8 protein-coding genes are annotated in these 12,744 nt (G+C 65.7%); 7 read left to right on the plus strand and 1 reads right to left on the minus strand.

Features of this window, described 5'->3' with window-relative positions:
* From rnd to MC381_RS17460, 3 genes are all read left to right on the plus strand, one after another.
* Entirely contained in the window at positions 1-1,125 is a 1,125-nt protein-coding gene (rnd, locus tag MC381_RS17450; RefSeq protein WP_251979038.1) for a ribonuclease D, read from the plus strand.
* Positions 1,122-1,415, plus strand: a complete 294-nt coding sequence (locus MC381_RS17455) for a YcgL domain-containing protein (protein WP_251979039.1) — start codon at positions 1,122-1,124, stop codon at positions 1,413-1,415. The genes rnd and MC381_RS17455 overlap by 4 nt, the downstream gene beginning before the upstream one ends.
* A gap of 70 nt (positions 1,416-1,485) precedes the next feature.
* Complete coding sequence (locus MC381_RS17460) at positions 1,486-1,941, plus strand: YcgN family cysteine cluster protein (RefSeq protein ID WP_251979040.1); 456 nt, start codon at positions 1,486-1,488, stop codon at positions 1,939-1,941.
* 75 nt (positions 1,942-2,016) lie between these two features.
* On the opposite strand, the gene MC381_RS17465 is transcribed toward MC381_RS17460, so the two are convergent.
* Positions 2,017-4,104 carry a S9 family peptidase gene (locus MC381_RS17465; protein WP_251979041.1) on the minus strand — a complete coding sequence of 696 codons (2,088 nt, stop codon included), beginning with the start codon at positions 4,102-4,104 and terminating at the stop codon, positions 2,017-2,019.
* Positions 4,105-4,216: 112 nt separating this feature from the next.
* Here MC381_RS17465 and MC381_RS17470 point away from each other — a divergent pair, with 112 nt between their 5' ends.
* The 4 genes from MC381_RS17470 to hrpA all read left to right on the plus strand — a co-directional run bounded on the left by MC381_RS17470 (position 4,217) and on the right by hrpA (position 12,699).
* Positions 4,217-4,657 carry a hypothetical protein gene (locus tag MC381_RS17470; RefSeq protein ID WP_251979042.1) on the plus strand — a complete coding sequence of 147 codons (441 nt, stop codon included), beginning with the start codon at positions 4,217-4,219 and terminating at the stop codon, positions 4,655-4,657.
* A gap of 107 nt (positions 4,658-4,764) precedes the next feature.
* Entirely contained in the window at positions 4,765-6,561 is a 1,797-nt protein-coding gene (locus tag MC381_RS17475) for a vWA domain-containing protein (protein WP_251979043.1), read from the plus strand.
* Positions 6,562-6,812: 251 nt separating this feature from the next.
* The gene (locus MC381_RS17480; RefSeq protein WP_251979044.1) at positions 6,813-8,513 is read left to right on the plus strand and encodes an AMP-binding protein; all 1,701 of its coding nucleotides are present in this window, start codon (positions 6,813-6,815) and stop codon (positions 8,511-8,513) included.
* 82 nt (positions 8,514-8,595) lie between these two features.
* Positions 8,596-12,699 carry an ATP-dependent RNA helicase HrpA gene (hrpA, locus tag MC381_RS17485; RefSeq protein WP_251979045.1) on the plus strand — a complete coding sequence of 1,368 codons (4,104 nt, stop codon included), beginning with the start codon at positions 8,596-8,598 and terminating at the stop codon, positions 12,697-12,699.
* Positions 12,700-12,744 lie beyond the last annotated feature (45 nt).

Raw genomic sequence — 12,744 nt, forward strand, 5'->3', positions numbered from 1 at the left:
ATGACTGTCGAGATGACCCAGTGCTGGGTCGATACCCCTGAGAACCTGCAGGCCGCCTGTGACGCGCTGTCGTCGGCCGAGGTGCTGGCGCTGGACACGGAGTTTTTCCGCGAGTCGACCTTTTATCCGGTGCCGGCGCTGATCCAGCTCTCCGCCGGCTCGACGGTCTTTTTGATCGATCCGCAAGCGGTGGCGGCGACGCCGGCCATCCGGCGTCTACTGGCCGAGGGGCCGGTCAAGCTTATTCACGCCTGCAGCGAAGACCTCGAAGTTCTTGCGATGTGGGCCGGCAGCGATATCTCGCCGCTGGTGGACACGCAGATTGCCGAATCGCTGCTGGGTACCGAGCCGGGCATCGGCTATCGCCGCCTCGTGGCACAGCGCTGTGGTGTGGATCTGCCGAAGGAGGAAACGCGCTCGAACTGGCTCGAGCGGCCGTTGACGCCAGCGCAGCGCGAGTACGCGGTGCTCGATGTTGCCTATCTACCGATGATCTGGGCGCAGCAGCGAGAAGCACTGGTGAGCCTGGGGCGGTTGGACTGGCTCGACGAGGAGTGTGGTGCGCTGGTCCAGGCGCGCCGGCATCCCACGGAAGGGCAGTGGTTCAAGCGCCAGCGCCAGCTGTGGCGGCTCGAACCGCGCCAGATCGAAGCGTACCGACAGTTGACCGACTGGCGCGAGCGCGAGATTCGAGCGCGTGACCTGCCTCGGGGGTGGCTGGCCAAGGACGGCCTGCTGTTCGCGATCGCCGAAGCGATGCCGAAGAATCGCTTTGAGCTGGCAGCGGTCGAGGGCGTGACGCCCAAGCTGGTCAAGCGCGAGGGCGATACGCTGCTGGCCCTGGTGAAGCAGGCTCATCAATGTGATGCCGAAGCGCTGCCGGTGGCGCAGCCGGTGCCGACATCGCCGCCTTTCAAGCGACGTCTCAAGGCGCTGAAGGGGGTCGTGCAGACGAATGCTGAGGCGCTTGGCCTGGCGCCCGAACGGCTCTCCAGTCGAGCCGAGATGGAAGCGATCGTGACGGCCGAGCTGCACGGCCAGCCACTGCCGTTGCCCGGTGGATGGCGCGGCGCCTGCCTGGCCGAAGCCTGGCGCCAGGCGCTGGCGACGGAGGCTGAGACATGAGCGAGACCGCCCGATTGATCTGCGAAGTGGTCAAGAGCGCGCGTCACGATGAGATGTATCTCTACCTGGACAAGGCGCAGGGCATGTCGCCGGTACCCGAGGCGCTGCGCGAACGCTTCGGCCGGCCGCTGCCGGTGATGACGCTGCTGCTGCGCCCTGAACGGCCGCTGGCACGGGTCGATGTGGTCAAGGTGATCGCGACGATCCGCGCGCAGGGCTTCTATCTGCAGATGCCGCCGGCCAAGGATCCCTATCTGCTCGATCTCTTCACGCCGCGGGATATCGATTGAGTGCGATGAGGGCTATCGGTGCGGCTGAAGGGAGACGGCGACGAGATCGGCGCGAGGAGTGATATCGGCGATGCGTGAGAAATTCTGGGAACGCTATCCCCTCGAGGAGTTGACGACCGAAGAGTGGGAGGCGCTCTGTGATGGTTGCGGCAAGTGCTGTCTGGTCAAGATCGAGGATGACGACAGCGGCGATATCGCGACGTTGAACGTGGCCTGCCGCCTGCTCGATATCGGCAGCTGTCGCTGCAGCGACTATCCGAACCGCTTCGCGCGCGTGCCGGAGTGCACGCAGCTGAGTCTCGACAACCTGGATCAGTTCCACTGGCTGCCACACAGCTGTGCTTATCGCCGGCTGGCAGAAGGGCGCAAGCTGGCCAGCTGGCACCCGTTACGCGCCGGCAACGGTCGCCGCATGCACGAACGTGGCATGAGCGTGCGCCATTTCGCCGTCAGTGAAGCCACGGTCGACGAGGCCGACTACGAGGCACACGTTATCGACATCATCCCGCTGGACGCGCCGCGCTAACGCGGCGTTAGCCCTGTCGTCTGACCCGCCTCGGCAACCTCCTAAGTGCGATCTTCCTCTACGTCCGGCTGCGCATCACGCGCGGTCAGGCGTGCCCTCCTCTCGGCAGGTGTCATCGACGCCTGCCAGGCCCAGTGCCCACAGAATGAAGGCATCCTGCCTGGCATTATCGCGCCACGCCTTGAAGCGGCCCGAGGCGCCGCCATGGCCGGCGGCCATGTCGGTGCGCAGCAGGACCGGGCCACGCGCGCAGCCTAGCTCGGTTAGGCGTGCATAGAGCTTGGCCGGTTCCCAGTAGGGGACGCGCGAATCGTGCCAGCTTCCCTGCAGCAATACGCTGGGGTAGGGCTGCGCTGTCAGGTTGTCGAGCGGCGAGTAGTCGCGAATGCGGTGTCTGGCTGCCGGCTCGTCCGGGTTGCCCCATTCGGTGTACTCGGCGGTGGTCAGCGGCAGGTCGGGATTTTCCATGGTGCGCAGCACGTCGACGAACGGCACGTCGAGCACCGCGGCGCAGAACGCCTCGGGTTCCCGATTCAGGCTGGCGCCGACCAGCAGGCCGCCGGCGCTGGCACCGTAGGCAGCAATGCGCGTCGGGTCGGCGAGCCCCTGATCGACCAGGGCGTGCCGTGCCGCGAGAAAGTCGCGGAAGCTGTTCTCCTTGTGCTCGAGCTTGCCGGCCAGGTACCAGGGTTCGCCCCGGTCGCCGCCGCCGCGGACATGAGCCACCGCGAAGGCGACGCCGCGATCCAGCAGCTCCAGCCGCGCGATCGAGAACCACGGGTCGAGCACTTCGCCGTAGGCACCATAGCCGTAGAGCAGGGTCGGCAGAGGCGCCTGCCCCAGGCGGTCGGCGCGCGCCACCACCGAGACCGGAATGCTTTCGCCGTCGTGCCCCTCTGCCCACAGGCGGCGACAGACAAGATTCTCGGGCTGCAGGTCACCATGCAGCGGCTGCGTTTTCAGCAGCCGGCGCTCGCCAGTGTCGAGATCGTGCTCGATCCAGCGCACCGGCAGGGTGAAGGATTCCTCGCGCAGGCGCAGCCGGCGAGCGGAGAAATCCGGCGTGTCGCCGAGTGCCAGGCTGCAGGGGGCTTCGGGTAGCGGCAGTCGGTAGCCGGGCGGCTGTTGTCCGTCCTGTGTGCTGTCGGATTCGATCACGCGCAGATGCACCTGCGCTTCATCGTGATCGCGCTCGGTTACCACTAGCCCCCAGTCGAAGGCATCGACTCCTTCGAGCGTGACATCGTCACGGTGGGCGAGGAGAGGCGTCCATCGGTCGGGTTGCGCGACGGGTGCCGTGTCCAGCCGGAAGTGCGGCGCATCGCGGTTATGCAGGATATAGAAACGCTCGCCGCGATGGTCGACGCCGTACTCGACGCCGGTCTCCCGCGGGCGCACGCAGCGGGGCGGGGTCTCCGGGCTGGCGGCGGGAATCAGGTGACACTCGGAGGTGTCCTTCGACGCCGTTTCCAGCACGATCCACGCCCGCGAGCGGGTCTTGCCGAGCCCGATCCAGAACTCGACATCGCGCTCTTCATAGAGCTTCTCGCAGTGGTCGTCTTCAGGTCGCAGCCGCCACAGGGTGGCGGGTCGCTGAGTCGCATCGTAGCGGGTGAAGAGCAGCGTGCGATTGTCCTCGGCCCAGAGCAGATCGGGGCCGAGACGGCGGCGCAGGCGGCGCGGTTCGCCGTCGGGCAGGCGCTTCAGGTAGAGATCGAAGAACTCGTTGCCGTTGACATCCTCGGTCCAGGCCAGCCACTGCTCGTCCGGCGAAATGGCCATATCGCCGAGTTCGAGGAAATCATGAGTCCGGGAGCGGGCTTGGAGGTCCAGCAGCAGCGTGGGCGACCCACCACCGGTCAGCGGTTCTCGCCACCAGAGCGGATAGTCGGCGTCGGCGGCTGTCTCGCTCCAGTAGCGGTAATGATCCAATGCCGTCGGCAAGCCGTGGACGGCCAGCTCGCGACGTGCCAGATGCCCCTCATAGAGGGCGTTCTCCAGCGCTGTCAGCGGCGTGAAGAATTGGTCGCTCTCCTGGTTGGCCGCGCGCAGAAACGCTTTAACGTCGGGGTCGTCGCGGGACTCCAGCCAGTGCCAGTCGGGATCGTTCGCGTGGCGGAAACGGGCAGCGGGAGCGTCGGGTCGGGTGCGGGGCATAGACATGTCGGGTCCGAAGGCGGTCGAACGCCGCATCACGCCGCAAGGCGCGCGCGGCTGTGCTTTGATGGCGTGGAGTGTACCATGGCACAAATCGTAAGAATCGAGAGTCAAGACCATGCTGTTTTCGGATTCCTTGCCGCAGCTTTGGATGAGCTACGGCGCGCTTTCTCTAGTGGTACTGGTGACCGGGTATCTGGGCGTGCGGTTCCTGCCGTTGCTGCCGAAATTGCTGCTGGTCGGTATCGTCGCCGGCGCGCTGTGGATGGTCGCACCGTTTACGCTACCGCTGCTGGAGCCGGGGCAGACCTACGCCGGTCTGGCGCCGGCGATCGTGGTGCTGGCAGTGGGCGTCCTGCAGCACGACGGTGGTCAGATTGGCGGTGCCTTGCCGCTATTGCTGGCCGGGTCGGCAATAGGGGCCATTCTGGCGGTCGGCGTCTGGTGGCTGCTGGGGCGACGCCGGCACGCCGAAGGCGACGACGATGATCGCCATGGGGGGCAGTCGACGCGAGCCGATGACGAGACGTCGTCCGCGCGTCGGGAGCCGGTGGTCTGAATGAGTTGATGGTTCCCCGATTCGGTATGCCTGACGGGAATTCATGACGGGGCCGGTATTCCCACCGGTCGTTTCAGGGTGCGTGGATGTCGACAAGGAAGCGAGTGATGCGTGCGTTGTGGTTGGTCGTGGTGTTGATGCTGGGCGGTTTCCCCGCCTGGAGCCTGGCGCAGACAGCGCCGGACGTACGCATGGTGGTCGACGTGTCCGGCAGCATGAAACAGAACGACCCGGGCAACCTGCGTGCCAGTGCTCTGGGGTTTGCCGCCACGCTGCTGCCGTCAGGTGCCCGCGGTTCGGTCTGGACCTTCGGTACCACGGTGGGTGAACCCGTCGTCGAGGGAGAGGTGGACGGCGCCTGGCGCGAGCGAGTCGGTCAGTTGTCGCCGCGGCTGACCGACTACCAGCAGTTCACCGACATCGAGCGCGCCCTGCGGGAAGCCAGCAACTCGGCGCCTGACAGTCGCCATCGTCACCTGATCCTGCTGACGGACGGCATGGTTGATCTGCCCGCGGCGGGGGATGCGAAGACGCAGCTCGACGAGGCGTCGCGGCGACGCATCCTGGCGTCGCTGGCGCCTCAGTTGGCCGACGAGAATGTGGTCGTGCATCCGATCGCGCTGTCGAGCAATGTCGACCTGCCCCTGCTGGAGCAGGTCGCTCAGACGACCGGCGGACTGGCGGCGGTCGCCCATACCCCCGATGAGCTGTTACGGGCCTTTCTCGACGTGCTCGACCGGATCCTGCCCGGCGACCGGGTCCCGATCGATGCCGATCAGCAGTTTCGGGTTGATCCGGGCATCGATGAATTCAACGCACTGCTCTTTCGCGCGCCAGGCGGTGAGTCGCCGGTCCTGATCGGTCCCGACGGCGAGCGCTACTCCCGCGAGGATCACCCGGGTAACGTCGAATGGCAGGGGAGCGATCGCTACGACCTGATCACGGTGCCCAATCCGGCTGCCGGCGAGTGGCGCATCGAGGGCGATATCGGCGCCGACAGCCGCATCGGCATTCACTCTGACCTGGTTCTGCGCAGCGGTGATCTCCCAGCCACGCTCTATCGTGGCTTTGCCACGCCGCTCGACGTCTGGCTCGAGCAGGACGGCGATACGCTGGCAGGCGACGCGCTGCCAGGAGGGCTCGAGGTCAGCGCGGCGCTCGATGATCTCGATGGCAACGCCCTGGCACAGGTGTCACTGCCGCCCCGCGAAGGGCACTTCCGCGGCGAGCTGCCCGGGGTCGACGCGCTGGGTAACGCGCGTCTCGCCATCACCGCGCGCAGTGATCGGTTGATTCGTCAGCGTGTGCAGACGGTCAACGTAGTCGCGGCGCTGAGCGCGACGCTGGGTCAGGACGGCCAGCACATCACCGTGCGCGCCAATCATCCTGACCTTAATGCCGATAATACCCGGATCACGGCGTCGCTGACCGGGCAGTCGCTCGAGGTTCGGCGCGTCGGGGACCGAGAGTGGTCGATCACGGTGCCACAGACCGATCCAGGGCAGTCGTTGCCGGTGCGCATTTCGGCCGAGGCTGAACTTGACGGGCGCACGCTGCAGTTCGAGCTGCCGATCGTGCGGCTCAATCCGGACGCTGTCGTGGGGCTCAGCGGTGCCGACATGGAGCGCGCGATCACCAGCGAGTCGCGCGAACAGGACGACAGCGTCGGCGAATCCGGCAGCGATTCGTTGACTGACGGTCTGACGGCGTCGCAGATGGCGGATATCGCCGTCGAGAAGGCGCGTCAGGGATGGCAGGTGGCGCGTCCTTATGTCGAACGCTATGCGCAACGGCCGGTGACCTGGGGCGCGGTCGCTCTCGTGTTCTGCCTCTGGCTGCTGTGGCGCTGGCGCCAGGCGGCCAGGCGTCGCCGACAGGCGCGGCGAGAGGAGCCCTCGCTCTAGGCATCATCGGGGAGGGGCGATATTCGTCACGGTCGTAGGGACCCTCGGCGCGGCATGCTGTCGCCGAGGGATGCGCCGGCTAGGCCGCCCGGTCTTGTCCGCCTATCGCCGTGTCGACCGGCACTTTGCGTGACAACGGGGAGCGGGAGCGGGAGCAGCAAACAAACGTTCGTTTCTGCCACTTTGGTGGCAGCGCCGAATGTCGACGATCCTGTTATAAGGACGTAAGCCACGCCGATTCAGGAGACCGTATGAGCGATAGCGCCACGCCGGGTATCGAGACCGGCCCCCCTCTGAAGGGCATGGAGGCGTTTGTGTCGATCAACGACATCATCGCTGACGCCTGTCGTCGTTTCGCGGACAAGCCGGCCTTCAGCTGCATGGGGCAGGTGCTGCGCTATCGCGATATCGACCGTCTCTCCAACCAGTTCGCGGCCTGGCTGCAGCGGGAAACTGACCTCGAGCCGGGGGACCGGATCGCCATCCAGTTACCCAACGTTCTGCAGTTCCCAGTTGCGGTCTTCGGGGCACTGAAGGCGGGGCTGGTCATCGTCAATACCAACCCGCTCTATACCGAGCGTGAGATGCGTCATCAGTTCCGCGACGCCGGTGCCAAGGCGGTCGTGGTGCTGTCGAACATGGCGCAGAAAGTGGAAAAGGTCCTCGATCAGACCGAGATCCGTCATATCGTCGTGACCGATATGGGAGATCTCCACGGCTGGCCGAAGCGGCCGCTGATCAACGCTGTCGTGCGGCATGTGAAGAAACTGGTGCCAGCCTACTCGCTGCCCAGTGCGACCGGGCTGCGCCAGGCGCTCGCCGCAGGGCGCGATCATAAGCCGCGGATCGTCGAGAGCGACAGTGAGGCGGTTGCCGTGCTGCAGTACACCGGCGGCACCACGGGCGTGGCCAAGGGGGCTATGCTGACGCACCGCAATCTGATCGCCAATATGCTGCAGACGCAGCAGCTGTTGGGTGACACGCTCACGGAGGGCGAGGAGACGATCATCGCGCCGTTGCCGTGCTACCACATCTATACCTTCACCGTGAACTGCCTGTTCGCGATGACCACCGGTCAGCACAATGTGCTGATCCCCAATCCGCGGGATATCGGCGGCTTCGTCAAGACGCTGTCGCGCACGCCGTTTACCGTTTTCGTGGGGCTTAACACTCTGTTCAATGCGCTGTGCCAGCGCGACGATTTCAAGGCGCTCGACTTCTCGCGGCTCAAGCTCACCATCTCCGGCGGGATGGCGTTGACCCAGGTCGTGGCCGAGCGTTGGCAGACCACGACGGGTTGCGGCATCGTCGAAGGGTATGGCCTGACCGAGACGTCACCGATTGCGCTGGTCAATCCGCCGGCGGCGCCGCAGATCGGGACGATTGGCAAGCCGGTGCCCGGCACGGCGATTCGCGTGGTCGACGAGGACGGGCAGACGCTCGAGCGCGGTGAGCGTGGCGAGCTGTGTGTAAAGGGGCCCCAGGTGATGAAGGGGTACTGGAATCGGCCGGAAGACACGGCGGCGACGCTCGATGAAGAGGGCTGGCTGCGCACGGGTGACATGGCGATGGTGCAGGATGACGGCTACGTGAAGATCGTCGATCGCAAGAAGGACATGATTCTGGTCTCGGGCTTCAACGTCTATCCCAACGAAATCGAGGAAGTGGTGTCGACGCACCCCGACGTGATCGAGGCGGCCGCAATCGGGGTGCCTGATGGCGAATCCGGCGAGGCGATCAAGCTATTCGTGGTGGCAAGAGACGAGAGCCTCGATCCTCAGGCGCTGCGCCAGTGGTGCAAGCAGTCCCTCACTGGCTACAAGGTTCCCCGCTTTATCGAACTGCGCGACGAGTTGCCGAAGAGCAATGTGGGCAAGGTGCTGCGTCGCGAACTGCGTGACGAGCCCGGCGAGAACGCGGAAAAACCCGAGAACGCTTCGTCGCAGGCGTGAGTCGCCGCGTCATCGGCGCTACAATGACAGGTTCGCCATCGGCCACGATGGCGGCCGTGTTCATGCCGATGCCGAGGATCTCTTGAGCGCCACTGCTTCCCACGCCCTTCAAGCTCTCAACGACCTGCAACGCCGACTCGACGACTGTCTCCTGCGCGACGCCCACGAACAGCGCCGACGTCTCGAGCGTCTCGCCCGCCGCGCGCGCGATGGTAAGCCGATCGACCGTGCGCTGAAGGAGATCGAATCCCGCCTAGAGGCTTCGCACGAAGCGGTGCAGAGGCGTCGGCGACAGCCGGTCAAGCTCGACTACCCGGAGTCGCTGCCGGTCGCCTCGCGTCGCGAGACCATTCTCGATGCCCTGCGCGAGCACCAGGTAGTGGTGGTGGCCGGCGAGACCGGTTCGGGCAAGACCACGCAGCTGCCCAAGCTCTGTCTCGAGCTCGGACTCGGACGCCGCGGCATGATCGGGCACACCCAGCCGCGGCGACTGGCGGCACGCTCGGTCGCGGCCCGGCTCGCGGAAGAGCTCGAGGTGCCGCTGGGGGAGCAGGTCGGGTATCAGGTGCGCTTCACCGACCAGAGCAGCGACCAGACACTGGTCAAGCTGATGACCGATGGGATCCTGCTGGCAGAGACCCAGCATGACCCGGACCTGATGCGCTACGAGGCGATCATCATCGACGAGGCGCACGAACGCAGCCTCAATATCGATTTTCTGCTCGGCTACCTGAAGCGCCTTACCGCCCGCCGCCCCGATCTCAAGGTCATCATCACCTCCGCGACGATCGACGTCGACCGGCTGTCGCGCCACTTTGCCGTGGCAGGCCGCGCTGTCGACGCTCAAGACGCCAATGGCAACGCCGACCCAAAGAACGCCGCTCAAGAGAACGCCGCAGAGAGCCAAGCCGTACCGGGGGAATCCGCCGCCGATACCGATACCGATACCGATACGCTGCGCCCGGCGCCCGTGGTCGAGGTTTCCGGACGCGCCTATCCGGTCGAGGTGCGCTACCGTCCGTTGGTGCGCGAATCCCGCGAGGAAGAGGACCTGTCGCTGCAGGAGGGAATCCTGGCCGCGGTGGAGGAGATCGAGCAGGTCGAGCGCGAGCATCGCTGGTACAGCGGTCCGCGGGATATTCTGATCTTTCTGCCTGGGGAGCGGGAAATTCGCGAGACAGCGGATGTGCTGCGCCGCGCCGAGCTCAAGAGTACCGAGATCCTGCCGCTCTATGCGCGTCTCTCCAACGCTGAGCAGAACCGGGTTTTCCAGTCCCATGCCGGTCGTCGCATCGTGCTATCGACCAACGTGGCCGAGACGTCGCTGACGGTACCCGGTATCCGCTATGTCATCGATCCCGGCCTGGTGCGGATGAGCCGCTACAGTTTTCGCGCCAAAGTCCAGCGTTTGCCGATCGAGCCGGTCAGCCAGGCGAGCGCCGACCAGCGCAAGGGGCGCTGTGGACGTGTCGCTGAGGGTGTCTGCATCCGTCTCTACAGTGAGGAGGACTTCCTCGCTCGCCCCGCGTTCACCGAACCCGAGATTCAGCGTACCAACCTGGCGTCGGTGATTCTGTCGATGCTCGCGCTGAAGCTGGGCGACGTGCTCGACTTCCCGTTTGTCGATGCGCCGGACCCGCGATTCGTGAAGGATGGCTACCGGTTGCTGTTCGAGTTGGGTGCCGTGGATGCGGGCGAGCGCATGACCGACATGGGGCGTCGCCTGTCGCGTCTGCCGATCGACCCGCGCCTGGGGCGCATGGTGCTGGCGGGCGAGCAGTTCGGCTGCCTGCGCGAGACGCTGATCGTGGTCAGTGCGCTGGCAACACAGGATCCGCGTGACCGGCCGGCGGAGAAGCGCCAGGCGGCGGATCAGAAGCATAAGCAATGGGAAGATCCGCACTCCGACTTTGTCGCCTGGTGGAACCTTTGGCAGGGTTTCGAGGCGGCGCGGGAGACGCTGTCGGGCAATCAGCTGCGACGCTGGTGCCGCGACAACTATCTCAGTTACCTGCGCCTGCGCGAATGGCACGATACCTACCGCCAGCTGCGTCAACTGACTCGGGACATGAAGCTGGAAATGACCAGTGCGATGCGCCCGGCGCAGGAGGATGAACCGCCGCAAGTCGACGCCCAGCGACTGCATCAGGCCCTGCTCGCGGGGTTGCTCTCCAACCTCGGCCAACTGCAGCCGGAGAGTCGCGAATTTCTTGGCGCGCGCAACCGCAAGTTTTTGATCCATCCCGCTTCCGGACTGTCGAAGAAGCCGCCCAAGTGGGTCATGGCTGGTGAGCTGGTCGAGACAAGCCGCCTTTATGCGCGGGATGCCGCGCGTATCCAGCCCGAGTGGATCGAGCCCCAGGCCACGCATTTGATCAAGCGCGCCTACAGCGACCCTCACTGGGAGCGTAAGCGTGCACAGGTGGTCGCGCAGGAGCAGGTCACGCTGTTCGGCCTGCCGATCGTCTCGGGGCGTCGGGTCGATTATGCCAAGGTGGCGCCGGCGGAGGCGCGTGAACTGTTCATTCGCCGCGCGCTGGTCGAAGGCGACTTCCACACTCGGGCATCGTTCTTCGCGCACAACCGGGCAATGATGGCCGAGGTCGAGGATCTCGAGGACCGCGCGCGCAAGCGAGATATCCTGGTCGACGAAGAGACGCTGTTCGCCTTCTACGACGAGCGTATCCCGGCGGAAGTTGCCAGCGGCAAGCATTTCGAAAGCTGGCGCAAACGTGCCGAGCGCGAAACGCCGGACATTCTCAAGCTCGACAAGGCGTCGCTGATGGCGCGCGAGGCCGATGATGTCAGCGTCGAACAGTATCCGGACGAGCTGGTTTTCAACGGCGTTCGTTATCCGCTGAGCTACCACTTCGCCCCCGGCGCCAGTGATGACGGCGTCACGCTGACCGTGCCCGCGGTAATGCTGGCGCAGTTGCCGGCAGGGCGTCTCAGTTGGATGGTGCCCGGGCTGTTACGCGACAAGTGCATTGCGCTGCTGAAAGGCTTGCCGAAGACGCTGCGCCGACAGATCGTGCCGATTCCCGATTGGGTGGATGCGGCACTGGCCACGCTGACGCCGGACGAACGCCCGGTCGAAGAGGCGCTCGGGGAGTTCCTGCGCGTCAAGACCGGTACGCGGCTGGACGCGTCGGTGTGGGATGACGCTCAGCTCGAGCCGCATCTGATCATGAACCTGCGGGTTGTCGATCATCACGGCAAGGTGCTGGGCGAGGGGCGTGACCTGCAGGCGCTGCAGGCCCGCTTTGGGGCCGCCGCGGAAGCGGGTGCCCGCGCGCTAGCCGAGACGCAGGAGGAGACCGTCGAAGCGCTGGAGTCGCTGCCGGAAGCGGCGCTGCCCGATTCCCGGGTGACGTCGCAGGCTGGTATCCAGGTCGAGGTCTACCCGGCGGCGGTGATGAAGGCGGGTGAGCTGAGCATCGCCTGGTTCGATCACGAGGCGCGGGCCCGGGCGGCACACCGGGATGGCCTGATTGCGCTGGCCCGCCAGCGGCTGCCGGAGGTCGTGCGTTATATCGAGCGCGAGCTGCCTCAACTCAAGCAGTGCGCACTGCTGTTCGCCAAGACGGGCAGTCGAGAGCAGCTGGCGCGGGATGTGATCGATGCCTGTCTGGCGCAGACCATTGCTGCTGACCCGCTGCCGCGCTCGCGCCAGGCTTTCGACGCGCGTCTCGAGCAGTGGCGGGGCGATCTGGTGACTCATGCCGAGAGCGTGCTGACCGATCTCAAGCCGGCACTCGAGGGACATCTGGCAGTGACCAAGTCACTCAAGGGCAATGTCAGTTTGGCGCTGGCGCTGACCTATTCCGACCTACGCGCTCAGATGCAGCGGCTCGTCTATCCCGGCTTCGTACGTGAGGCGGGAGCCTGGCTCAAGCACTATCCCCGCTACATGCAGGCGGCGGAGATTCGGCTGGAGAAGGCGCCGCGAGACCGACGCCGCGACCAGCTCTCGATGCAGCAGGTGCAGGAGTGGGAAACACGACTGGATGCGCGGCGAGAAGCAACTCATCGTGACGGCATTCCCGATGAGGCGCTGGTCGAGTTTGGCTGGTGGCTGCAGGAGTGGCGTGTGTCGCTGTTCGCACAGCAGCTGGGCACGCTGGAAAGCGTGTCGGAGAAACGTCTGGCGCGGCGCTGGCAGGAGATCACCGGCCAGTCCGTGTGAGAGCGTTGCCCAATCGCAGGGCGCATCCGCCTCCGCGGGATGCGC

Origin of the sequence: Salinicola avicenniae (genome assembly GCF_023736115.1) — a bacterium.
In the GTDB taxonomy this organism is placed as follows: Bacteria; Pseudomonadota; Gammaproteobacteria; order Pseudomonadales; family Halomonadaceae; genus Salinicola; species Salinicola avicenniae.